Raw genomic sequence first — 25058 nt, forward strand, 5'->3', positions numbered from 1 at the left:
TAGAAGAACGGATAAAAATTTAGGGGTGGATAAATATCAAATTCCTATGCAACTTAAAGTCCTTTGTGATGATGTTTTGTATTGGATAGAAAACGATACTTACCCATCCGAAGAAATAGCTATACGTTTCAAACATCGACTGGTAAGTATTCATTGCTTCCCTAACGGTAACGGGCGACACAGCAGGTTAATGGCAGATATTATTATAGAAAAGCTATATGGTATGCTGCCATTTTCCTGGGGAGCTGCCAACCTCTCTGAAGCAGGCAATACCCGAACAGTTTATATAAAGGCAGTCAAGCGAGCAGATCAGCACGAATATCTACCTCTGCTGGACTTTGCCCGATCCTGATCTTCCTAAGGCTTAATATTCAACTATCAAAATAGACTTACTAAAGGAATATTTCATAGCATATTTATTTTTAATATTTTATAATATAAAACAGTACTTTAAATTTGTTTTAATGGCCTGATTTTCATTTTTTTAGTGTAAAAACAATGAAATATGGCAGTAAAAAGACCTACGATGTTTCAGCAGGAAATTTTTTATATTTAGATAACGAGTCGGACAGTTTTAAAAAGCATCCTATTGTCAGATCAAGTAGTGGCTAGTACATATTTCGATAAATTGTTTTAAAATGCTCACAAATGATAATCATATCTTCTGTAAAATTTTCCCCATAAGGTTCCATTTCTCTTGTATAATATGCTAGATGAACTTTTTTCCAATATTCTAAAGATTTGTCGCCCTCTCCCTCAATCCTTACAAATTCTGTCGTTATTTCATTGTAAGGTGTAAGTGTTATTCTAGTTGTTTCAATTATTGCTCTCGCATTTCCGTTCCAATCGGTTATTATGTATTGGTCTCCTACTTTTGGTAATCTTTCATTATTCTTTTCATACCACCAAAGTGAAGTTGCTGTTGCCTGTTTAATCCCTTTAACAACTAATTCAGCACATTCATTTGCATCATTCTCATTGTCACAGAAATAAAAAGAAATCGGTTCTTTTTTTAATTTATTTTCTGGATTTTCTTTAAGAAAGGTTTTCCATAATAATTCAACAGAATTTTTAATATTGTCGTTTGTCATTTATAATTCTATTTTTTGTTAAAATGCATTACAACTTGCAGATCCGTGAAGTGAATATAATTTGGTTATATTTTTTATTAACAGCTAAATTATGAAAAAGCCAATGCAAATAGCATTGACTTTCTTCACTCGCTTTAATTTGGTCTAGTCATTAAAGGATTGTGAAAATTAATTCCGATAACATAAAGAAAAATGAAAGGGTTATATTGCACAATGAATAATTGGAATGATCTTCAAAAAGCACTTGTCGATTTTCGTGACGAAAGAGATTGGGAGCAATTTCATAACCCAAAGGATCTAGCTCTGGCATTATCTATTGAAGCAGCAGAATTAAACGAATTATTCCTTTGGAAGAAATCAGAGGAAGCAGACGTCCAAAAAGTCAAAGATGAATTAGCTGATGTTCTAGCGTACGCCTTGTTATTAGCTGATAGCTACAAGTTTGATATTAATGAAATTGTCCTAAATAAAATAAAAAAGAACGCCGAAAAGTACCCGGTTGATAAATCAAAAGGTACCTCTAAGAAATATAACGAACTCGAATGATCATATACCAAGCTACCAAGGCTGGTTTCCTTTATGATATCCTTTCAAACGATATAGAGAATATTGTAAAGGAAGAAATGATGACCTATGGAAATAAAAAAGTCGGTTTAGGAGAACTAAATTCCTGGCGTAATTCTTTGCAATTTATGAGTAATGTTCTTCAGGACACAGCTATTCCTGATAATTGCAGTGTGGCCATTGAATATCATATTCCACAAACCTCTAAACGTCTAGATTTTATTTTAACCGGTCAGGATGCTAATCGGGTTGATCACGCTGTACTCATTGAACTAAAACAGTGGTCTGTTGCAGAATTAACTGAAAAGGATAGTATCGTTAAAACATATTTCCAAAACAGGATTACAGAAACACCACATCCAAGTTACCAAGTCTGGTCTTATGCAGCCCTGTTAAACGGGTTCAACGAAACTGTATATGAAGATCATATTCAGCTTAAACCCTGCGCTTACCTCCATAATTATGTAGATGACGGGGTAATCACTCATCCATTTTATGGGGAGTATATCAATAAGGCACCCCTGTTCTTGAAACCTGATGCCATAAAGCTTAGGGATTTCATCAAGCAATTTGTGAAATATGGTGACGAGAACAATATCATGTATCGTATTGACCATGGTCGAATCAAACCCTCTAAAAGTTTAGCGGATGGCTTGGCTTCAATGCTGAAAGGCAATCAGGAGTTTATTCTCATAGATGACCAAAAGCTGGTTTATGAAACTGCTTTGGCTTTAACTACCCAATCTTCATCATCAAATAAAAACGTGCTTATTGTTGAGGGGGGACCTGGTACAGGCAAATCGGTGGTAGCCGTTAACTTACTGGTTGCACTCACTAAAAAAGGCCTGCTTGCCCAATACGTGACTAAGAATGCAGCTCCGCGAAGTGTTTATGAAAGCAAATTGACGGGAACGCTTAGAAAGACAGTGATCTCAAATTTATTCAAGGGATCTGGCGCGTATGTAGATGTTCCAGAAAACACATTTGATGCCTTATTAGTTGATGAAGCCCACCGGCTAAATGCAAAGTCTGGGATGTTTAAAAACCTTGGTGAAAATCAAATTAAAGAAATAATAAAGTCATCGCAATTTTCGGTATTCTTTATTGATGAGGATCAAAAAGTAACACTACATGATATTGGTGAGAAAAAAGAAATTATCAATTGGGCATCAGCGCTTGGTGCAAAAGTTCATCAATTAGATTTAAGTTCTCAGTTTCGTTGTAATGGTTCAGATGGCTATTTGGCATGGTTAGATCATTCCTTACAAATAAAAGAAACAGCAAACCCAGTCTTGAATCATAAGGATTATGACTTTAAAGTATGTGACTCGCCAACTGAATTGCGGGATTTGATCTTTGATAAAAATAAAGCTAAAAACAAAGCAAGAATGGTCGCTGGCTACTGCTGGGATTGGAAAAGTCAGAAAAACCCTAACGAATATGATATCGTATTCCAGGATTTTGATTTTGCAATGCGTTGGAACTTGACTACAGATGGAAGCCTTTGGATTTTAAGCCCAAATTCTGTAAATGAAATTGGCTGTATCCATACTTGCCAAGGTTTGGAAGTTGACTATATAGGTGTGATCATAGGAGATGACTTAGTCATCAGGGATGGTATGGTGGTGACTAATCCAACAAAGCGCTCTAAAAATGATTCATCGGTAAGAGGCTATAAGAAGATGTTGAAAGAAGATCCAAAGGGTTCTCTCAAAATTCTAGATAAAATTATTAAAAACACCTATCGTACCTTAATGACCCGTGGAATGAAAGGCTGTTATATCTATTGTACGGATCAAGAGACGAGTGATTATTTTAAAGCTAGTATAGTTTAAAAAAGAGTCTATGCCATTACAAGAAGGAATCTACGAACAACTAATTACCAAGATCGTCAGTAGTAAGCTACAGGAACTTCAACAAGATACCTTCTATGTGAGCAGCGTAGCCTTAGACAAAGCCGAGGCATCCAGATACTTAAGTCAGTACTTATCCGAAACCATCAACTTCGCTTTAAACTCTATTAAGGGCGATGGTGACATTCTCAAGAAGATTGAAATTTCGAATAAAATAGTGCAGGTCCTGATTCGCGAATTACCAGACCTCACGCTATCAGAAAATCTAATTGAGAATGAAGGCAAGCTCCTGCAAGCGGTATTTAATAAAGTAGATTTTCCTTATCCCGACCTAGCGGAAAGGATAAAACAAATCATGCCATATACCAGGTTAAGTCAAAGTGAGCTCTTCACAGGAAGCAACTCTGGCATATCCTTAGAAAGCGAAATAAAAAAGGAAATCCTATCTTCTGATGAGATCTGTTGGCTCGTTAGCTTTATAAAGTTTTCCGGGATCCGCATTTTTAAGCAAGAATTGGAAGAGTTTACAAATAGTGGGCGGAAATTGCGAATCATAACCACCACCTATATGGGGGCAACGGATGTGAAGGCTGTCGAATTCCTGGCCGGATTAAAAAACACGGAAATCAAGGTGTCGTACAACACTGCACATGAGCGTCTTCACGCCAAGGCATACCTGTTTTTAAGAGACTCCAGTTTTGATACTGGTTATATTGGTTCTTCGAATATTTCCAGATCAGCATTAACGAATGGGTTGGAGTGGAATCTAAAAGTTACCACCAAAGAAGTAGGACATATCATTGATAAGTTTAAAAAGACGTTTGATACTTACTGGGAAGATAAAGAATTTGAATATTATAAATCTGGAGTCGATAAGGAACGTTTACACCGTGCCATTACAAAAGAAAGCAGCAATGCTATAGGTATTACTACTTTTTTTGACCTCAAACCATATCCTTACCAGATTGAGATTTTAGATAAGTTGGCAACAGAGCGGTTTGTTCATCAACGCTTTAGAAATTTACTTGTTGCAGCTACAGGGACTGGTAAAACAGTCATTTCAGCATTTGACTACAAAAGATTTAAAGACAAATCTAGCCGTGCAAGACTTCTATTCGTCGCACATAAAAAGGAGATTTTAATTCAGGCTCAAGAGACTTTTCGACATGTATTGAGAGATGCGAATTTCGGTGAACTATGGGTAGATGGCCTAGAGCCAGCATCATATGACCATGTGTTTGCATCAGTTCAAACCTTAAATAATCGAATAGCAGAACTCGATTTGTCAGCTTCCTTTTTCGACTTTATCATCATAGATGAGGTGCATCACATTTCGGCTACTAGCTACAGACCAATTTTGGAGAAATTTGCTCCTCAGCTTTTACTTGGACTAACAGCCACACCAGAAAGGATGGATGGCGACAACATCTTAAAAGACTTCTGTAATGTTATTGCTGCAGAGATCAGACTTCCAGAGGCAATGAATAGAAAATTGCTTTGCCCATTCCAATATTTTGCTTTATCGGATACCATAGATCTAGATACCGTTGCTTGGAGAAATGGGCGTTATGAAAGTAAGGAGCTTACCAAAATCTATACTAAAGATGATCGTCGTGTTACAGACATCCTGACCAACTGTGATAAGTACCTCACCGATATAAATGATGTAAGGGCACTAGGCTTTTGCGTGAGCACAGCGCATGCCCGATATATGGCCGAGAAGTTCATTTTTGCAGGGTTAAAAGCAGACTATTTAACCAGTGAAAACGCAAAAGAACAACGCGCATCCGCCAAATCACGTTTACGAAATAAAGAAATCAACTACCTGTTTGTCGTAGATATTTTTAATGAAGGGGTGGATGTTCCTGAATTAGATACTGTGTTGTTTTTAAGGCCTACAGAGAGTTTAACGATCTTCTTGCAGCAATTGGGTAGGGGATTGAGGTTAGCGGATAATAAAGACTGCCTAACGGTTTTAGACTTTGTGGGCCAGGCCAGAGCGGAATACGATTTTGAACATAAGTTCAGGTCTTTAGTAGGGAAAACTCATACATCAATTATAAAGGAAATTGAAGATGATTTTCCTCATCTTCCGCTTGGTTGTTCGATTATTTTGGAGAAAAAGGCAAAGGATGTCATTATTCAGAACATCAAAAAGGCAATCAATTTAAACAGGAACCAATTGGCGACCAAGATTATTAACTTCGGTCATCAATCTACGTTAGCGCTCACCCTTGCTAATTTTTGTGCTTTCTATCAACTGGAATTGGCACAGGTATATAAAAGAAGTAGCTGGAAAAAGTTATGCGCCGAAGCAGGTGTGATAGCTGATTTTAATGAGCCTTATGAAAAGGAAATAGGGCGTTGCATTAAGCGATTAATGCAAGGTAATTCCATCAGTTACTTTAGTTTCATACAAAAACTGATTGCTAAAAACTTCATCTTATCAAACCCTAGCCAAGAAGAACAGTTATTTCAACTGATGTTTCATTATGATATGTGGCTTGATGCGGGAACGAAGTTACAGTTTGGTTCCATCGATGAAAGCCTAACAGCCTTGCTGACATGTCCTGTGATGATTTCAGAACTTGAAGAGGTGATTGCCATCTTGATCAATAAAGTTGATTTTATAGAGAAAGAGATCGAGTTAGATTACGAAATGCCTCTACGAATGCACAGCAGGTATAACCGCGATGAAATTTTAGCGGCTTTACAGTTCCATCGATTCGATAAAAAGTCGTCGAATAGGGAAGGAGTTGCCTTGAATAAACAACTAAATACAGAAGCGCTATTCGTTACGTTAAAGAAGTCAGAAAAGGAATATTCACCAACTACCTTATATGACAATTATGCCATTAGCGAATCGCTTTTCCATTGGCAGTCTCAAAACAGGGCATCGCCAGATAACGCATCCGGTAAAGCTTATATTACTCAACGTATCCTTGGTAGAAACATCTTAATATTTGTGAGGGAACAGAATGAGGACGAGTTTGGGAATACGATGTCTTATGTGTTTTTGGGTAAGGCTGATTTTATCAAAACCAGTGGGGAAAAGCCAATGAATGTGGAGTGGAAGCTTCAGGAGCCAATGCCTGCTTACATTTGGAAAGAGAGTGGGAAGTTGGCAGTAGGTTAAATACACAAGGACTTGGAAGAATTATTACAAAAATACATGAATGCATTTTCTCGACTAAAACGGGGAAATACGAAATATGGGATTGCACCTCATAAGCCTATCTTATTATTAAGCATCATCGAATTAGTTGATAAGGGCCTGGTAGTTAGAAATGCCATCGAAGTAAATGCTAATTTAGTGGGCACTTTCAAAGAGAACTGGCAATTACTCGTGCCAACCTTGCATCATGCGGATTTTACGCAACCTTTTTATTATTTACAAAGCGAGAAAGTAGCTGGAGTTCCGTTTTGGTTTCTGCAGGCTTACCCTGGCTGTCAGATTAATGCCCATATCAAATCTGTTAACACCTTAGCTGCGGTTTGTGCTTATGGCTATTTTGCGGAGGACTTGTTTTTACTGTTAATGAATAAGCAGTCGAGAATTAGCCTTAAACATTTATTGTTGGATGATTACTTCCCAGAACATAAGGCCAATTACTTATCAATGAAACAGACTGGCGAAGGCTATCTGCATGATCAGATTATCGATGTGCTCAATGAGCCTGAAGCACAATATAGACGTGTAAGTATTCACACAGAAGAAGATATGTTTGTTCATAGCGGTCTCTTCAAACAGTTAGTTCCAAAGACTTATAACAACCAATGTAGTTTCACTGGGATGAAATTAACGAGTACATTTAATTATAATTTTATCGATGCTTGCCACATTGTTCCTTTCAGCTATTCGCATAACGATAAGGTTAATAATGGTATAGCGCTTTGCCCGAACCTGCATAGGGCATTTGATAGGGGATTAGTAAGTGTAAGTAATGATTACCGAATCTTGGTTTCCACACATGTAATTGAAGATGATGCCCATCCCTATGGGCTCAAGCAATTAGCAGGAAAGGATATGTTGTTACCTGTTAATGAAAACCACTATCCAGCTGTAGCTGGTTTGATTTGGCACCGGCAGAATGTGTTTAAGGGTTAGGATGCCTGAGTCGTTTATTATTTGCAAATTTCAGCATTTCTTCCCTTTCCAGTAGTCCACAATCTTTTGGATCAAGATAGCTTTACGATCTAAGATACTTTTAATCTGTACGTCTGCCGCCTCAATTCCTTCCAACGGATCTCGTACCTGCAGGTTTTCAATCCATTTTGGGTCAAGGTTTTCAAAACGTTCATACTGTGACATGAATTCTTCCGGTGTCCACCACCTTTTAACTTTAGGTTCAAATATCCATAACCGTTTGGCATTTGCCTTGTTCACAACAATCCTAATCAGATCAATAGACCTGGGACCGGATTCAATATAGTTTGGTATATATCCTAATAATGGTTTGTGCGGTTTTTCTGGTCTTCCTCCCATAAAGGCAAAAATACTAAAAATTTTAGTATTTCAAATTATAGATCACTCTCTTGGTTTTTTTTAAAAACGACTTTTTACAAAAAACGAAAAAACAATTTATATTATGTTTCTATCTCCTTATTTATCATCTAAATAGATTTTTTTAAGAACGTTTCTTCTTGAGGCAAATAAGGTTGGAGATGGCTTGTTCGGTTACACCGAAGAAACTCCCAATGTGCTTTCTGGCCACGACCTCCATAATGCCGGGGTGCAGTCCGGTAAGTTGATCCACTTTGTGCTCAGTTTCGCCCGTTCTATAGATGATGGATTCGCTTTCGAATTTTATCATTCGCTGATGTAAAAGGTTCCTGGATAATTCCAAAAACATAGAATTTTCGTCACAAAGTAACTGCCAGTCAAGTTGCCTTATTTTCACCCCATTGCCCTTTGCATGGCATATCACGCCAATTTCATTGAATTTGCTATCCTGAAAACCTTGCCCGGTACCTATGAATTGGTTAGGACCGGTAAAGGCCATAGTTTCTTCTAGGCCTTCGTTTTTACGGAACGTTCTGAATAGACCTTCATTAACAAAATGAATGTATTTCGAAAGATGGCCTGGCTCAATGATCACAGTTCTTTCCGCCACACTAAAGTGTTCACAGCGATTGAGCAGGTCACTTTCCAACGTTTTTGGCAAACCACCATGGGCTTTCAGATAGCTAATAAATTTTTCAGGATTCATAACGATAATTATAATATTAATTGGTTTTTATTTAGGTATAACTAATTTATTATTGTTTAGAAATTTATTTGTAATAAAGAAACTTAATTAATTAATAATTTATGATGACGGTCTTATGCTTTTAAAAATATATAACCTACTTGTTGAGATTTTAAAAATCGTTAGCGAGACTCAAGATCGTTTACAAATTAATCAGGTAATCATTGAAAGTTGTCCAAATGATGATTTGCTAGATAATGCTGATGCCAAACGTCTTTTACAGATCAGTGATAAGACATTATTTAGATGGAGAAAGGAAAAACTTATCGAATATCAGATAATTGGGAATAAACACTATTACCGGAAATCTGATTTAAAACGGTTTCTGTAGCTACAGGGATTGTAGCCTTGATTAATAGAGTATTCATGAGCGTTAATATTTGGTTATTAATCTTCTCAAGGTAAGTAAATTATTTAATTTGTGAAATAAATTACCAAAAATCTTTTTTTAGTTAAAAACATGCTGGCTATATACCGGTCAAATCCGGTCATATCCAGTCAAATCCGGTCATTACCCTTTGCTGACTAGGTTTCTTCCATGCTATCATATACTTTCGATTTCTAATCCAAAAGAAAATGAATAACATAATGAAGAGAATAACTCGCATACGGCTTATAAAATATGCCGTTCACAGGGCTACCCGCCTTGCACCTCCTTCGCACCTTGTTTCACAAAACCGAAGCGAGGTGCATATGAGGCCGGTACTAGCAAAGGACACCAATGCCAATCACAATAAGGTCTGGTTAAGGTACAGCACAGCTACGCCCCAAATAAATTTATTTCACTCAAACAACTAACTATTATGGCAATTTTAAAACAAGGGCTATTTGGCCCCGTTACCGGAAAAATAGGCAATTTAGTAACAGCAACCTGGAAAGGCATCAACTATGTGCGACAGGCTCCACATAAAAGCAATAAGCCGCCTACTGCTGCACAGCTTGCGATACGAGAGAAATTCAAGTTCGTCCATAAGCTCAACAAACCGCTCAATCCTTTTTTTAAAGCAGGATTTAACGAGTTGGCAATCCACAAATCGGAACTTAATGTCGCTTTCGCCCGGACCTCCGATAGGGTCGTTTCTGGCACTTACCCTGATTTACAGGTAGACTTAAGTGAGCTGACGATAAGTGCGGGCCGTTTATCCCAACTTGATGAGGTAGAGATCACACAGACAGTATCCCAAGTCTTAGCGATTTCCTGGTCCGTGGAGTATTGGAAAAGTAACTGCGCCTATGATGACCAGGTAATGGTCGCCATTTTATGTCCTGAAATTGAATTGGCAGATGGCTTTATAGGGGCTACGGAGCGTTCTGATCTGCATTGTACCATAAATTTTAGCTCGAAATTTATAGGAAAGGAGATTGCCGTTTATATTGGGCTGTACTCCCTAAATAGGCGAATGGCGTCGCATAGCCAGTTCCTCGGTAAATTTATTGCCCTATGAACCGCCATATGACACAATTGAAAGCGCTGGTACAGGAATCGATGGTTGCTGAACAAGTTGCAGCGCTGACTGCGCCGCTGGTAAAAAAACGTTTACTGGAAATCACGCAAATTAGTGACGGTCTGTTTCAGGCGATACGGGAAGAAGTGTTTAGCCAGGAAACGGATCAGCTGGTGAAGCGGCATCTTCAGCAGACCCAATATGAATGTCTCCTGCTGCTCAACCTATTGGAGCAGCAGGAGCATAGCAACTGCCCGCTGCAAATAGCTATGGTGAATTTACTGGTAGCCGTTTTAGCTTATCTTGAAACGCACCACTGCCAATTCTTCTGCTTAAAAGCCCAGGTGCCAAATCGCCAGTTGAAGCAAGTGTTGTTGGAGATGGAAGACCAGATGAAGTTATTGAGTACGGGTTTCAAAAGAAAATCGGTTGATTTGCCTTTACAGGAATTAATGTTAAAGTGTTTTAATGCTTTCCTAAAATCTGGAAAGGCCAGTTATGAAAGCCTGGTCTACATGAAGCACATGCAGCTGTCATTGATCAACCTTTGCCGGGATGTGCAGGCAGAAGATTTTACCCGGATTGTGATGGAACATCTATTGTATTTGCGTTTTAATGCGGCAAGTTATGAGGGTTATTACAAATCACGGTTGTTGGAAAATCTTGATAAGGTATATAATGGCAATGACAAATTTGAGCTATTGTACCACCTGGAGAAGGTGATCAAAGGCCAGCAGGAGCGCGGTGCCGCTAGTTTTGACCCCCAAAGCCCGAGTTTGGTAGCTGTTTTATCTTCCTTTATTAAAGCGGAGATTCGATACTTACAAAAGAAACAGGGGATCGCTTTACTCGGGCAACCGCCATTAACGAAAAAAGGTTTGATTGCGACACCACAATTACCTGAATATCGGATCAAGGTTTCTTTATCTGCCGATGCTTTAGCCTACCTGCTGAGGCTGCTTATTGAGGCGGAGGTGATTATCGCTTGTCCACGATCGGAGTTGCTGCTGTTTATTGCAAGGCATTTTCAGACGCCAGGGATCGGCAATGCTTATTTGTCGGCTAATAGTTTGGGGTCTAAGTATAGGCAAGTGGTGCAATCCACAGCGAAGAATGTGAATGCGGCTTTAGGTAGGATGCAACGGATAGTGGGTAAGGAGTTTAACTTACAATAACCTTCTTATGATTAATTCCCCATTCTTTTAAGGCATAGATGATAGGTGTTAGTGTTGCCGCATATTCTTCAGATTTATAGACGATCTTGACAGGATAATCCTCGATCACGATTCGTTTAATCAATTTGTGCTGTTCCAATTCTTTCAACTCTTTTGCCAATACTTTTGGGCTAATGCCAGGAATGCTATCTTGAATGTCTGTGAAACGCTCATTTCCTACGCCTACGGAAATGATAATCGAAAGCTTCCACTTTCCGTTGATCACTTCAAGTGCATCTCTAACTGGTTTAACCGTATTGAAGCAGTCGTTGTAAGGTTTTTTCTTTGCCATTATATAAAGTTGATTGCTTAAAGCTTTTGAATAGGTTGTTCATCATTAATCTCATTGATGATCTCTGCAAATAGTTTTGCTGATTTCACACGATCTTCTAGTGCAAAGATATTGGAAACCATAATAAGTTCATCAACCTTCGTCGCTTCAATAAAATCCCGCACCTGTTCTTTTACGACTTCTTTACTTCCAACAAAGGAATATTTTAACATTTGCTGCACTGTGGGGTGCTTTAAGATCTCCTTTAAATCACTGGTCATTGCTGTTGGAGGCTGCAGTGGTTGCGAGTTCCCCGTCAGTACGCCAACAAACATTTTGATCAAAGAAGTAAAGGACCTTTCAGCTTCTTCATCTGTATCAGCGACGATGACATTGACCCCAGCGATGGTGTAGGGTTTTTCTAAACCGTCTGCAGGCTGAAACTCTTCTTGATAAATAGCTAAAGCCGCATGTAAATGAGTAGATGCAAAATGACTGGCAAAAGCATAGGGCAATCCTTTTTTAGCAGAAAGATGGGCACTATCGGTACTTGACCCTAATATATAAATAGGTACGCTGACACCTTCAGCGATTGGAACTCTTACTTTTGAGTTTTTGTTATCAACTGAAAAGTAATTTTCAATTTTCTCCACTTCTAAAGGAAAAGATTGGGCAGCGTTCATAAAATCAGACCTGATCGCTTGCGCAGTAGGTATATCTGTACCAGGAGCTCTTCCAAGGCCTAAATCTATTCTGTTAGGGTATAATTGCGCTAATGTTCCAAATTGTTCTGCAATAACCAACGGCGAATGGTTTGGAAGCATAATGCCACCTGATCCGACTCTTATTTTTGTTGTATTTTCTGCTACATAGCCGATCAGAATAGACGTGGCACAACTTCCAACCGCATCGGAATTGTGATGTTCAGCAAACCAATATCTTGTGTAATTATTTTCTTCAGCAACTTTCGCCAGGGTGAGCGAATTGTTTAATGTTTCCTTAAAACTACTGCCTTCTGAAACTATGGCAAGTTCTAAAATTGAATACGCTATTTTTCTGTTCATTATGATTTCTTCTTTGCAAGTGATCGATTGAAACAATATAAATCACATTTCAATTGTACTTTACAAAGTAAAGTAATTATTATTCAGAAACTGTATTTAATGGTCATTTATGAGATGTATAAGACAATATTGGCTTCTTTTTGCTTTCCTTTAGGTAAGCGCTATCAAAAGGAAAGGTATTTTTATCTAACTTTGCATTTTGTGATATGATATGAAGAAATTAAAATTAGGAGCCGTATTAGATGGGTTGGGATGGAACTTTATGGCCTGGCAACATCCTGATATTCCTGCTGATGCCAGCGAAAACATTGATTACTTTATTCAACAGGCGCAGCTCGCAGAATCGGCTAAGTTTGATACCTTATTTTTGGTTGATGTCAGTCACGTGGGCCCAGGAAATATACCTCACTATTTGAGTATGTTTGAAGGCGTCAGCTTAATGTCTGCGCTTAGTATGAAGACCAAAAACATCGGTCTTTCTGCTACCATTGCTTCATCTTATGGCGATCCTTACAGTGCAGCAAGGCAGATTCTATCGTTAGACAAACTCAGTAAAGGCCGGGCTTCTCTTAATGCCATTACTTCAAACCCTGGAGGAATGGTCAATTTTAGTCGGGGACATTTGGGTAAAGCAGACCAGTATCCCATGAATAAGGAATTTATAGAGATTGTGCTAGGCTTATGGGATACGTATGAAGACGACGCCTTTATTCGTGATAAAGAAAGTGGAATTTTTTTTAATCATCATAAGATGCACAACATCAATTATCGTGGAGAATACTTTTCTGTAGATGGCCCTTTAAACCTGAGCCGTTCGGTTCAAGGCAGACCAGTTCTTTATACAGCAGGCACATCTGAAACCTTCATGGAAATTGCAACTAGTTATACTGATGGTGTTTTTACTCATGGACAAGACTTAAATGATACAGTGGCAGTGGCAGACAAAATTAGAGAAAAGCTGTCGCTAAAGGGCAGGCGTCGGGAAGATTTTATTATATCCATATCACAGAATCCAATCGTTGGTAAAACAGAGAATGAGGCTATAGAAAAATATTTAGAATTGATGAAACTTAGCCCCCGAAACAGTTTACCAAGGCCTCTGTTCTTCGGTTCGGCGGAGACAGTTGCTAATCAGATCCAAAAATGGTATGAAGCTGGAGCAATGGACATGCTATTATTGCGGCAGGATCATCCGCACGGCTTGCGGGACTTTATTGAATTAGTAGTTCCAATTTTACAGGAACGTGGGATATTCCGAACAGAATATGAAGCGGATACGCTAAGAGGGAACCTTGAAATTCCAAATCCGCCTTATAGAAAAATAAATTAAATATCGAGGTATTACTCAATATACTAACAGTTAAAGGATTGGATAAAGTACAGGCAGCGTCTATAGTATGTAAAAACTCCAATTCAAGATAAACCGGCTTTTCAAATCAATAATTGCCATCATATACATGAATCCCTTTTTCATGGGAATATAGGTGATATCCGGTTTGCCATACCTAGTTGACCCTGTCAATTTTAAGTCCTCTGTGAAAATGAGGCTTATAATAAATCCAGAGCGATGAAAAGTAAGCATTTCATATTGCTCGGTTCGAACGTGACCAAATTAAAATATAAATCCATTCATAAAAAAATATTTTCTTTTCTAACAGTAACTTATATATATTTACATATGTAGTACATATGTACAAATAAAATAAAGTAATATGAATAAAGAAGATTTATTTAAAGGCCTATGGCCAGCATTAATTACTCCTGTTGGTAATAATGAAAGGCCAGAATTAAAAGAACTAAGCAAGTTGTGTGAGGTTTTGGTAAAACAAGGTGTAGATGGGTTGTATGTCTTAGGTTCAACGGGGCAAGGTGTGTTGTTCGGTGAAGAGGATCGAAAAGAGGTATTGGAAGTTGTTTTAGATTGTGTTGGAGGAAGGATACCAGTAATGGCGCAACTTGGTTGTTTAACTACCAGGGAGTCGGTTCGATTGGCTGAACATGCGGCATTATCTGGTGCTGCAGCGGTTTCCTCAGTAGGGCCGATCTATTTCGCTGGAGGTCAGCAAATGGCAATTCATCATTATACAGAAATCGCAAAAGCGGCACAACTACCATTTTTTCCTTATCAATTGGGTGTAATTCCTGGGGATTTCGGCGAATTTATTCAATCTATTCTAAAAATTCCTTTTATCGAAGGTATGAAACTGACAACAGGAAATTTGCTGGAAATTAGTCGCGTACATAATATAGCTAAAGATCAGCTAAAATTATTTAGTGGGGCAGATGAATTATTCTGCCAGGCTTCGCTTTCTGGTACTGTTGGGGCAATTGGTACTTTTTATAACCTCTGGGGGCATGAATGTAGATATGTATTACATGAGTTTCAACAAGGTAATTTTCAGTTGGCGCGCAGATTTATGTTGAAGTTTCAGGAGATTATCGAACTGGTGTTGCCAAATATCTGGACTTTTCTTAAAGAAGCAATGCTAATTAAGCACCAGGTTAATATAGGAAATACAATATCTCCTTTAGGTCGTGGCCAACTAGGTTGGACAGAAAGTCAGGTTTCCGCTATTCTAGCTTCATTAGATCAGACTTTGCAAGATTAACAACGTTTATCAGCAATTAACCAAATATAAACCAATAAGTTATTAACCAAATAAGTATGAAATTGAATGAAAATTTTTACAAAGTATTATTAACCTTTTCAATGCTTCTTTTTGCCAGTGTTTCCTTTTCCCAGGTAAAATTAAAAGGAAAAGTTACTGATGAGCAAAAACAAGGTATTCCGGGGGTGATTGTTACGGAGAAAGGGACCACTAATTTAACTTCCACGGATAACGATGGGAATTTTGCTATGGAGGTTCGCTCTGAACAAAGCAATGTAACTTTTAATTACATAGGGAAAAAGACGCAAGAGTTAGTTGTAGGAGATAAAAGGGTATTTAATCTGGTTCTGGAAGAGGAGAGCAGGACGATGGAAGAAGTTCTTGTAATTGGATATGGAACACAATCCAGGGAAAAACTCACTACATCAGTTTCCAAGTTGGATATGAGTGTATTAGAGAATGTACCTCTTGCCAATGTGGCTACTGCCTTACAGGGGACATTGCCGGGGGTTCGCGTGCAAAGCACCTCTGGTCAGCCAGGAGCCGCACCACGGGTGATTATAAGAGGAGGAACTTCTATTAACAATCCAAACGGTGCTGCACCTTTGTATATCGTAGATGGTATTATACGCACTGATATTAATAATCTCAATTCCAACGATATTGAATCTTTACAGGTTTTAAAAGATGCCGCTTCAACTGCTATTTATGGTGCAAGGGGAGCTAATGGGGTTGTTTTGGTGACTACAAAATCAGGAAAAGCAGGTACTGTTCAGATCAATTATGGATATGACTTAGGGATATCAAGCCTACAAAGGAAATATAGTATGCTGAATGCCAGGGATTTCATTTACTATCAAAGAATGGGGATTGCTGCACGTGCTGATCAGGACCCAACTCAGCTGGTAAAATTAGGCCTCGCAACCAGCGGTGGTGCTGGAAATGATTTAACAAATAAATCAGCTTACACTACCCAATACCTAACCCCAGAAAATAGCTATAAATTAAATGAAGGCTGGGACAGTATGGTTGATCCTACAGATCCTACCAGAACGATAATTTTCAAAAATACGGATTTCCAGGATGTGTTGTTCAGTACTGGAAAATCCAACAACCATAACCTTTCTGTATCTGGAGGAAGTGAAAAAGCAAAATTCAATCTAGGTTTAGGTTACTTGGATAATGAAGGAATTGCGATTTCTACTGATTATAAGCGTTTGACTTTAAATATGAACGGTGAGTTGCAGGCTACTGATAACCTTAGTGTTTTTGGCCGTGTATTATACTCTAACATGCGCAATACACAAGTGTTCGGAAAAGAAAGTGATATGTTTGGCAGATCTTTAGCTTTAGCGCCAACTGCAAAATATACGTATGAGGATGGTAGTTTAGCACCTGGTTTGGGGGCTACAATTGGTAATCCGCTTTATTATGAGTCAACAATTGACGCCAAGAACAGTACAGATAACCTAACCGTTTCTGTTGGTGGAAAGTGGAATATCGCCAAAGATTTGAATTTTACACCACAAGTATCCATTTATCAGGTAACAGATGACAATCGTTCGTTTCAAGGGGCTTATTATAACGGACCAGCCAGTTATATCGATTCAAGAGTAGCCAGTGCAGGGTACAACAAAACGCTTCAACATCAGGCAGAAGGTGTATTTTCTTATAATAAAACATTTTTCGAAAAACACGAGTTAGAGGCAAAATTAGGCTTTTCTTACTTTCAGACAGAGAAATCCAGTCTTTTAGCTTCAGGAAGAGGGGCAGCTTCGGATCTAATACCAACATTAAATGGATCTGCGATGCCGGTTTCGGTGAGCGGCTTGGAAAGTCAACTTAGGATAATGGGTTATTTTTCGAGAATAAATTATAACTATTTAGAAAAATATCTGCTTTCCTTTAATCTTCGCTATGATGGTGCTTCGAATTTGGGAGATAAAAAGTGGGGCTTTTTTCCTGGTATTTCCGCCGGTTGGAATGTGCATAAGGAAGCTTTCTGGAGCGGTGTTTCGGATAAAGTATCACAATTTAAGCTTAGAGCGAGTTATGGTGTGAATGGAAATATAGGCCAGTTAGGTTATTATGATGCGCAAGGGCAATACACCGTAGGGGCGCAGTATAACGGTGCTGCAGCGGTACAAAATACAGCTTTATCAAACCCTGCTCTAACTTGGGAGCAATCTAAAACTTTAAACTTTGGTACGGACTTAGGTTTCTTTAACGGCAGGCTAAACCTGATGTTGGATGTGTATCGTCGTGTAACTGATAATTTGCTGACCAATATGTCTATGCCGCATTCAACCGGATTTGCAAGTATACTGACCAATCTGGGTAGCTTAGAAAATAAAGGGATAGAACTGGAGTTGTCAGCGCGCGTGTTTCCTCAAAGCTCAACTTTTGGATGGAATGTTTCATTTAACGCAGCAAAAGTCAAAAACAAAATTCTGGAATTGCCAAATAATGGTATCGCGTTTAATCGTATTGGTGGCGATTATGTCTATGATCCTAAAATTGGCGATTATGCCTGGATGGGGGGATTACAGGAAGGCGGAAAACCGGGAGATATTTATGCCTATAAACAAGCAGGAATTTATGCTACCGATGCAGAGGCTGCTAAAGGGCCAACAGATACTATGGTTCCTCTAGCTGATAAGACTAAATATGGTGGAGATGTAAATTGGGAAGATGTGGACGGCAATGGTTTGATTGATTCTCGTGACCGTGTTTATGTAGGTAATATTTATCCTAAATGGACTGGTGGTTTTACCAATAATTTCAATTATAAAAATTTCGGCTTGTTAGTGCGTTTAGACTATACTGCTGGACATGTCATCTACAATTACACAGAAGCAGCTAGTGTAGGGCAATTCCAGGGTGAAAATGGTCTTTCTTCCACTGTACTGCGATCATGGAAAAAACAAGGTGATATAACCGATGTTCCAAGATTTTACTGGGCCGACCAGCAGGCAAGGAGCAATATATTTAGAGGGAATTCACATTACTATGAAAAAGGTGATTATTTAGCATTGAGAGAAGTGACATTAAGTTATGTAGTGCCTCAGGAGATGTTAAATAAGTTGAAAATCAGTCAGTTGAGACTGAATCTTTCGGGAAGTAACTTACATTATTTTACAAATTATGTAGGGCAGAATCCTGAAGATGGTGGTACGGATAATGGTCGTTATCCAGTGCCGAGAACAATTGTATTAGGTGCAAATTTGACATTTTAGGTTAATTAAGATTATGAAAAAGATAAATATATTTTTTACGTTAGCGGCTATTACAGTAGGCCTTACTTCTTGTACGAAAACACTGGAACTGAATCCCATCAGTCAGATCTCTAATCAATCCTTCTGGAAAACGGAAAATGATGCAACTGGAGCATTAAATGGTATGTATGTTAAATTGCGTACAGAAGCTGCTGGTAATTTGTTTGCCTGGGGTGAAGCGCGTTCAGAGGTGTTGGACCGTAGTCTAGGTGGTACGGCAGGCTTACAAGTTTTCTTTCTTAATGAACTGAATAGGTCGAATGTGGGCGTGTCGGCAGCCAATAATAAAATAAATTCTACCTGGCAAGGAATGTATGCAGCAGTGCATGCTGCAAATTTATTGATTAATAAGACGCCACAGATTTCTTTCTCTTCTGAGACCACTAAGAATCAGATCTTGGCAGAAGCTTATGCCATGCGTGCTTATGCTTATTTTGTTATGACTAAGACCTGGGGCGACTTGCCACTGGTTCTCGAACCTACAGAAGGAAGTAATCCTGATGTAATTATGAAGGAAAGGTCTTCAAAAGCTGTCATATTGACGCAGATTAAAGCAGATATTGATATGGCACTAGGTTTATTTCCAGACAATGCTTTTAAAAATGGAAGGAATATGTGGTCAAGACCCGCTGTCAATGCTTTGAAAGCAGAGGTATATCTTTGGACTGGAAAGGTAATGCAAGGTGGGCAAGATGATTTTCGTACCTCATTAAAAGCTGTAGAGGAGGTTGAAAAGAGCGATGTTGTCCTGTTAGATAATTACAGTGCTGTTTTTGATTACACGAATAAAGGCAATAAAGAGATTCTGATGGCTGTTCGCTTCCAGGATATTGAAGCAACCGATAACGTGTTTATGAATATGTATATCGATAATGCTTATATGAATAAAAATACAGATCAGACCACTAAAGATTTGATTGGTGTACTTGGAGGTCTACCTGCCGTTACTGTTAGTAAGCTGGTTCGGGATCAGTTTTCTGCCGATGATCAACGTCGTAATGCTACCTTTATTGAAATCTATGCAACAGTAAATGGTGCGAATACTTTCTATGGATCAGTTGTTTCCAAATTTAGTGGAACGGTGATTGGTGGTGCCAGAAAGTTTTATGACGACATGGTTTTGTTTAGATATGCGGATGTATTGTTGATGAAAGCCGAAGCTCAAAATGCTTTAAGTTTAGATCCTACTGACGCGATAAACGCGGTTCGTAAGCGTGCCTACGGTGTTAATTTCCCAGCTCACACTTATGTTAATCAATCAGTTGTTGAAAATGATAAAGCCATTTTGAAGGAACGATTATTGGAGTTAACCCTAGAAGGAAAGCGCTGGTGGGATTTGGTACGTTTCAATAAAGCTTTCGAATTGGTTCCTTCCTTAGCTAGCAAGCCAGTTGATAACAACCTTTTGCTATTCCCAATAGCAGAAAGTACGCTAAGTCTTGAGCCAAAAGTTAAACAGAATTTAGGCTATAACTAAGCAAGGTGTTTAATAAAAAAGGCTGCATTCTACTCTAGAATGTAGCCTTTTTTATTGCTTTATAGATTAGTTAAATCTATATTTTTACTTTATTTGTTCAAAATATTGTATTAAATGTTTGTGCATATTTATTCTAAATTCCTCTGCTTTACCATTTTCCAGGATTTTCAACAAAACACGGTGTGATATGTAGTCCTCGTTTTCTTCTTGACTCCTGATATGTAAGTCATGATTCATGTAGTCAAATATTGGCATCAGAATTTTCTGAAAACGTTCAATGGTATAGTTGCCTGAAATCTGGTAAAGTGTCGAATGAAACTCAATATCTAATTTTAGTTTGTCAGATTTACTCTTTGCAGCTTCTTCTTTTTCAATAATATCTTCCAGTTTTTTCAGATCATTATTGGTCTTCCTTATGAATAACAAATCAACAATGCCCATTTCAATAACCAGACGGAGTTCAAAAAAATCCTGCATGGTTTCTTTGGTTAATAAACGTGGGTTCAGTACCCGGTTCATGTTTTGAAAAAAATCAGGTCGGGTGATGGACATTCCCCTGTTTTTTTTGGATTCTATAATGCCCAAAGTTTTAAATCTCGTCAATGCTTCACGCATGGCTGTGCGGCTTACACCCATGGCTTCTGCTAGTTCAACTTCTTTGGGAATTGAATCACCTGGTATAAAATTCTCGTTGCGAAAATATTCATAAAGATTAATTTCAATACGATCAACCTGAGACATGGTTTCTATTGGCTTTATTCCTTGAAGCTGTAGTTTTTTCATAGTCTGCAAATATAAGTAATACTTATTTATTGGTGAAGAGGTTATTTGGGTTATGTAATGCTACTTATGGGTTTATTTTTAAATAATTGAAATTATTTAAAAATATTATTTAGCTTTATATCTATATATGTAGTACATATGTATTTGTTGTATTATTTTAAACTTTTATAATTATGATGAAGACAAAATGTGTTATTTGCTTTTGCCTGGCCGTTGTGGGATTACAAATATGTAATATATTCCAGGCTGTTGCTCAGTTGACACCGGTAATGAAGAATAATGTCGTACTTAAAATTAAACCTGGAGTTGGGAATCCCAGGAATAGTGAGGGGTCATTTATAACCTTAAAAAATGGCAACATTTTATTCGTTTATTCCAGGTATACTTCCGGAACCGGAGATGATCATGATCCAGCTTTTTTGGCTAGTAGATTTTCATCAGATGGCGGGCGCACCTGGACAGATAAAGATAATGTTGTATTGAATAATGAGGGTGGTCTGAATGTAATGTCTGTATCGCTGTTGCGCTTAAGAAATGGGGAAATCGCCATGTTTTATTTGAAAAAAAATACAACAAAGGATTGCCTCCCTTATTTGCGGATTTCAAAAGATGAAGCTAAGACCTGGTCTGAGCCAATCTCTTGTATAACCGATCAAACTGGCTATTTTGTTTTAAATAACGACCGGGTTATACAATTGAATAGCGGTAGGCTGTTATTCGCTGTTGCCTTACATAAGAATCTCAATGCATACATGGGAGGGTCAGGAAATTTGTTTAGTTATTATTCAGATGATAATGGCAGAACATGGAAGACCGGACAAGAAGTAAAGGGACCGAAAGATAGGTTAACACAAGAGCCCGGAGTAGTGGAATTGAAAAACGGGGATGTAATGATGTTTATCCGGGCGACTGGTGGAACGCAACTCGTGTCCTATTCAAAAGATAAAGGAGAAACCTGGACTAATGCCGTTCCTTATAACCTAAAGTCGCCTTTATCTCCGGCTAGTATTGAGCGTATTCCAGGTACTGGCGATCTTTTTGCCATTTGGAATAATATTGATGATCGTCATCCTAAAGCGAAAGATCAGCGGACCCCCTTAACAATTGCAATTTCTAAAGATGATGGTAAAAGTTGGGTACACGTTAAAAATATAGAAACAGATCCGGATGGATGGTATTGTTATATGGCAATCCATTTTGATAAAAACAATGTACTGTTAAGTTATTGTGCAGGAAGCCAAAAACAAAAAACACATCTTTCTGTGACAGATATTGCTTTGCTTGATCTTAAAACTATTTATAAGAATTATTAAGGGCTCGTATTATAATTAATATATGGAAACGTGTGAAATAGAAATTCAATCAGATCAAGAGGGGCCAAAATTACTGATCCTTGCAGGGGTGCATGGTGATGAATATGAACCGATATTGGCTGCAATTGAACTTTCAGTTATTTTAAAAGAGAAATTAAAAAAGGGGACTGTGCAGATCGTTCCAGTGGTGAATAAGTCGGCCTATAAAGCTGGAACCCGCTGTGGAACTGATGAATTGGATCTAGCCAGAAGCTGTCCTGGACATTTATCAGGTTCATCCACTATGCAGGATGCCGCAAACGTATCGAATATGATTCTGGAATGTGACTATTTGATTGATTTGCATACCGGGGGACAGCTATTTGATTTATTTCCTCTAGCAGGATATATGCTTCATCCGAATAAACCAGTGTTAGTTGAGCAACGGAAAATGGCAAAGGCTTTTGGTTTACCCTTGGTTTGGGGTACAGACCCTTTGCCTGAGGGCCGTACTTTGTCGGTAGCCAGAGATGCGAATATCCCGGCGATTTATGTTGAATATGGCGGACCGGGGCCGGTTAGGGAATTAATAGTAGATTCTTATATCAATGGCTGTTTGAACGTTCTAGCACATTTTGACATGTTAACTGATTACAACCCGGAAGGGAAAGACATAAAGTACACAGTTGAAGATAATGAGCCTGACAGTGGCTTTCTGCAGCAAAAAATGCTTTCCCCTGCAGATGGCATTTTTGTGCCAAAGGTTTCGGTGGGCGAAATTGTGAAAAAGGATCAGTTGTGGGGTCTAATATATACTTGGCCACTTAACGAAATTCACAAGGTGTATGCTGATGCAGATGGATTGGTTCTTTTTATACGGAACCAGCCAAGGGTAAATAAAGATGAATCGCTAGGCGGTATTTTATCAGTTTAGAATTGAAGTAGATGATGAAAGAAGAATGTCAGGTTGCCATAGTAACCGGTGCTGCCGGAGGAATCGGTAGGGCAATAGCGGATAAATTTACAAATGAAGGCTATGCCGTTGTTTGGGTAGATATTGACTGCAGTCAAATAGAAAGAAGAAGAAGCTTATTAGAAAATGCCGAATCACATCATCTGTTTCTGGAAGGTAATTTAGAAGATATAAACTTTTTACAAGCCATTGTGGATCAAAGTATGGCAAAATGGGGACAAATTGATGTGCTGGTGAATAATGCAGCCTGGCGGAAACCGGAGAGTTTAACGCATACCAGTTTGGAGGATTGGAATCGGACTTTAGCTGTAAACATTACTGCTCCGGCCTTTCTATCCAAATTTGTTGCTAAAGCACTTTTGCTAAACAAGAAAAATTGCGTCTTTGTAAATATGTCGAGCATCATGGCACAGATGGTATCCGGTTATGCAACGGCATATACCGTATGCAAAGGTGCCGTAGAAAGTCTGACCTATGAATTGGCAACCTTATATGGTCCTCATGGGTTTAGATCTGTGGCCTTGAGACCGGGAAGTGTAACAACGAGCTTAAGCAATGATTATACTGATCCAGATGGTGAAAACATCAGCCATGCTATTCTGACAGAAATTGAAGGACGTACGCCTTTGGGCAGATCTGCAAATCCGAAAGAAATTGCTGAAGCTGTATTTTGGCTGTCTTCGCCACAAGCCAGCTTTATTACAGCCACAACTTTAGATATAGATGGAGGCTTGCTTCGTAATTTTAATTCTTACGCGTTAAAGAAACGCCTTAAACCGAATGAATTTTGAAAGGAATTTGGAAATATAAAAACTTATTGCCTACAATACAAGATATAAATCAAATCACATTAGGTGAAGGAAATACCCCGCTTTTGCGCTCTAGGAATATTGGTCCTTCGCTTGGACTGGAGAATTTATACTTTAAACTAGAGAACTTAAATCCTTCTGGTTCTTATAAGGACCGTTTTGCAGCGATGGTTGTTTCAAATTGCCTGCAACAAAGGAAACGTGGTATCCTGGCTACCTCAAGTGGAAATACTGGTGCGGCTCTGGCAGCTTATTCGGCTGCTGCAGACTTGAAAAGCCTTGTTGCTTTAGTTGATGGTGCCCCCTTTGGAAAGATTCAGCAAATGGGCGTGTACGGTTCAGAATTGTTGATGATCAAAGGGTTTGGACTCCAGGACTTGCGAACAAAAGAGGTAATGGATCATTTGAAAGAACTAGCTGTAACCAGAGACTATAATTTAGAGATAAGTGCCTATAAATTTTCACCAGTGGGAATGGAGGGCGTGCAAACCATAGCTTTCGAAATTGCAGATGCGCTGCCTGAGGTAAAGCATGTCTTTGTACCTGCCGGTGGCGGAGGCCTATTCCTATCTATCCTGCTTGGCTTTTCAAAATGGCAAACAAATGAAAATGAGCAGGTCAAGCCAATGATGTATTGTGTACAACCTTCAGGTAATGATACAATTGCATCTGTTTTAATGGGAAAGAAAGAGATGATAAAAGCATTGGTCGAGAGTGCAACCCGTATTAGTGGATTGCAGGTTCCATCTCTTTTAGATGCTCAGGCTATTTATGATTTATCATTAAACCATTCTTGTAATGGAGCCATTGTGGAAGATGAGGAGGTTTTTTTATATCAGAAGTTACTGGCTCAAAAAGAAGGGATATTTTGTGAACCTGCCGGAGCCGTGGCCTTAGCTGGTTTGATAAAAGCCATGGAAAGAGGAGAAGTTCGTGCTCAGGATCCCGTGGTTTGTTTGGTTACAGGGAATGGTCCAAAGGATTTAAAGGCGCTGGATCAAATTTACACAAAAGAAGATTGTGAGTATGCAGAGGATATGTTGCAAACAACGACAATAATTGAGAATAAATTAAATAAATAAGATAAAA

The 25058-nt window shown here is 38.5% G+C and carries 21 protein-coding genes and 1 pseudogene; 16 read left to right on the top strand and 6 right to left on the bottom strand.

From position 1 onward, the window contains the following. Position 1: 1 nt before the first annotated feature. Positions 2-352 (top strand): annotated as a pseudogene (locus IWX76_RS00305) (mobile mystery protein B); the annotation flags it as partial. A gap of 256 nt (positions 353-608) precedes the next feature. Here IWX76_RS00305 and IWX76_RS00310 read toward each other — a convergent pair. Then, positions 609-1091: an ASCH domain-containing protein gene (locus IWX76_RS00310; RefSeq protein WP_196857864.1), complete on the bottom strand. Its 483-nt coding sequence runs from the start codon at positions 1089-1091 to the stop codon at positions 609-611. Positions 1092-1304: 213 nt separating this feature from the next. Here IWX76_RS00310 and IWX76_RS00315 point away from each other — a divergent pair, with 213 nt between their 5' ends. From IWX76_RS00315 to IWX76_RS00330, 4 genes are read left to right on the top strand one after another with little or no spacing between them, the layout of a single operon-like run. Further along, the gene (locus IWX76_RS00315; RefSeq protein WP_196857865.1) at positions 1305-1637 is read left to right on the top strand and encodes a nucleotide pyrophosphohydrolase; all 333 of its coding nucleotides are present in this window, start codon (positions 1305-1307) and stop codon (positions 1635-1637) included. Beyond that, positions 1634-3490, top strand: a complete 1857-nt coding sequence (locus tag IWX76_RS00320; protein WP_196857866.1) for a DNA/RNA helicase domain-containing protein — start codon at positions 1634-1636, stop codon at positions 3488-3490. Before IWX76_RS00315 ends, IWX76_RS00320 begins: the two co-directional genes overlap by 4 nt. Positions 3491-3500: 10 nt before the next feature. After that, positions 3501-6644, top strand: a complete 3144-nt coding sequence (locus IWX76_RS00325; RefSeq protein ID WP_196857867.1) for a DUF3427 domain-containing protein — start codon at positions 3501-3503, stop codon at positions 6642-6644. Positions 6645-6656: 12 nt separating this feature from the next. Further along, complete coding sequence (locus IWX76_RS00330) at positions 6657-7616, top strand: HNH endonuclease (RefSeq protein WP_196857868.1); 960 nt, start codon at positions 6657-6659, stop codon at positions 7614-7616. A 30-nt stretch (positions 7617-7646) separates the two neighbouring features. Here the strand turns inward: IWX76_RS00330 and IWX76_RS00335 are convergent, their stop codons facing one another. Together IWX76_RS00335 and IWX76_RS00340 are read right to left on the bottom strand one after the other, a co-directional pair. Then, positions 7647-7994: a hypothetical protein gene (locus IWX76_RS00335; RefSeq protein WP_196857869.1), complete on the bottom strand. Its 348-nt coding sequence runs from the start codon at positions 7992-7994 to the stop codon at positions 7647-7649. Between the two features lie 142 nt (positions 7995-8136). Further along, a complete protein-coding gene (locus tag IWX76_RS00340; RefSeq protein WP_196857870.1) occupies positions 8137-8718 on the bottom strand; it encodes a Crp/Fnr family transcriptional regulator in 582 nt (193 codons plus the stop codon). 115 nt (positions 8719-8833) lie between these two features. Here IWX76_RS00340 and IWX76_RS18115 point away from each other — a divergent pair, with 115 nt between their 5' ends. From IWX76_RS18115 to IWX76_RS00355, 3 genes are all read left to right on the top strand, one after another. Further along, entirely contained in the window at positions 8834-9088 is a 255-nt protein-coding gene (locus IWX76_RS18115; RefSeq protein WP_196857871.1) for a helix-turn-helix domain-containing protein, read from the top strand. Positions 9089-9560: 472 nt separating this feature from the next. Further along, positions 9561-10202 carry a DUF6266 family protein gene (locus IWX76_RS00350; RefSeq protein WP_196857872.1) on the top strand — a complete coding sequence of 214 codons (642 nt, stop codon included), beginning with the start codon at positions 9561-9563 and terminating at the stop codon, positions 10200-10202. 8 nt (positions 10203-10210) lie between these two features. After that, positions 10211-11377: a hypothetical protein gene (locus IWX76_RS00355; RefSeq protein ID WP_196857873.1), complete on the top strand. Its 1167-nt coding sequence runs from the start codon at positions 10211-10213 to the stop codon at positions 11375-11377. Here the strand turns inward: IWX76_RS00355 and IWX76_RS00360 are convergent. After that, complete coding sequence (locus IWX76_RS00360) at positions 11364-11708, bottom strand: winged helix-turn-helix transcriptional regulator (RefSeq protein WP_196857874.1); 345 nt, start codon at positions 11706-11708, stop codon at positions 11364-11366. The two genes, IWX76_RS00355 and IWX76_RS00360, sit on opposite strands and share 14 nt — an antisense overlap. Positions 11709-11725: 17 nt before the next feature. After that, positions 11726-12751: an LLM class flavin-dependent oxidoreductase gene (locus IWX76_RS00365; RefSeq protein WP_196857875.1), complete on the bottom strand. Its 1026-nt coding sequence runs from the start codon at positions 12749-12751 to the stop codon at positions 11726-11728. 211 nt (positions 12752-12962) lie between these two features. Here IWX76_RS00365 and IWX76_RS00370 point away from each other — a divergent pair, with 211 nt between their 5' ends. From IWX76_RS00370 to IWX76_RS00385, 4 genes are all read left to right on the top strand, one after another. Beyond that, positions 12963-14081: an NtaA/DmoA family FMN-dependent monooxygenase gene (locus IWX76_RS00370; protein WP_196857876.1), complete on the top strand. Its 1119-nt coding sequence runs from the start codon at positions 12963-12965 to the stop codon at positions 14079-14081. A 382-nt stretch (positions 14082-14463) separates the two neighbouring features. Then, on the top strand, positions 14464-15360 hold the full coding sequence (locus IWX76_RS00375; protein ID WP_196857877.1) for a dihydrodipicolinate synthase family protein: 897 nt from the start codon (positions 14464-14466) through the stop codon (positions 15358-15360). Positions 15361-15416: 56 nt separating this feature from the next. Further along, positions 15417-18596 carry a SusC/RagA family TonB-linked outer membrane protein gene (locus tag IWX76_RS00380; RefSeq protein ID WP_196857878.1) on the top strand — a complete coding sequence of 1060 codons (3180 nt, stop codon included), beginning with the start codon at positions 15417-15419 and terminating at the stop codon, positions 18594-18596. 13 nt (positions 18597-18609) lie between these two features. Beyond that, positions 18610-20112 carry a RagB/SusD family nutrient uptake outer membrane protein gene (locus tag IWX76_RS00385; protein ID WP_196857879.1) on the top strand — a complete coding sequence of 501 codons (1503 nt, stop codon included), beginning with the start codon at positions 18610-18612 and terminating at the stop codon, positions 20110-20112. Positions 20113-20196: 84 nt separating this feature from the next. Here IWX76_RS00385 and IWX76_RS00390 read toward each other — a convergent pair whose 3' ends face one another. Then, positions 20197-20895 carry a FadR/GntR family transcriptional regulator gene (locus IWX76_RS00390; RefSeq protein WP_196857880.1) on the bottom strand — a complete coding sequence of 233 codons (699 nt, stop codon included), beginning with the start codon at positions 20893-20895 and terminating at the stop codon, positions 20197-20199. A gap of 173 nt (positions 20896-21068) precedes the next feature. On the opposite strand from IWX76_RS00390, the gene IWX76_RS00395 reads away from it, so the two are divergent. From IWX76_RS00395 to IWX76_RS00410, 4 genes are read left to right on the top strand one after another with little or no spacing between them, the layout of a single operon-like run. Beyond that, a complete protein-coding gene (locus tag IWX76_RS00395) occupies positions 21069-22208 on the top strand; it encodes a sialidase family protein (RefSeq protein WP_196857881.1) in 1140 nt (379 codons plus the stop codon). Between the two features lie 22 nt (positions 22209-22230). After that, positions 22231-23121 carry a succinylglutamate desuccinylase/aspartoacylase family protein gene (locus IWX76_RS00400; RefSeq protein WP_196857882.1) on the top strand — a complete coding sequence of 297 codons (891 nt, stop codon included), beginning with the start codon at positions 22231-22233 and terminating at the stop codon, positions 23119-23121. A gap of 11 nt (positions 23122-23132) precedes the next feature. Beyond that, entirely contained in the window at positions 23133-23951 is an 819-nt protein-coding gene (locus tag IWX76_RS00405; RefSeq protein ID WP_196857883.1) for an SDR family NAD(P)-dependent oxidoreductase, read from the top strand. Beyond that, the gene (locus IWX76_RS00410) at positions 23948-25051 is read left to right on the top strand and encodes a pyridoxal-phosphate dependent enzyme (RefSeq protein ID WP_196857884.1); all 1104 of its coding nucleotides are present in this window, start codon (positions 23948-23950) and stop codon (positions 25049-25051) included. The genes IWX76_RS00405 and IWX76_RS00410 overlap by 4 nt, the downstream gene beginning before the upstream one ends. Positions 25052-25058 lie beyond the last annotated feature (7 nt).

Source organism: Pedobacter sp. CAN_A7 (genome assembly GCF_015752175.1).
Taxonomy (GTDB): domain Bacteria; phylum Bacteroidota; class Bacteroidia; order Sphingobacteriales; family Sphingobacteriaceae; genus Pedobacter.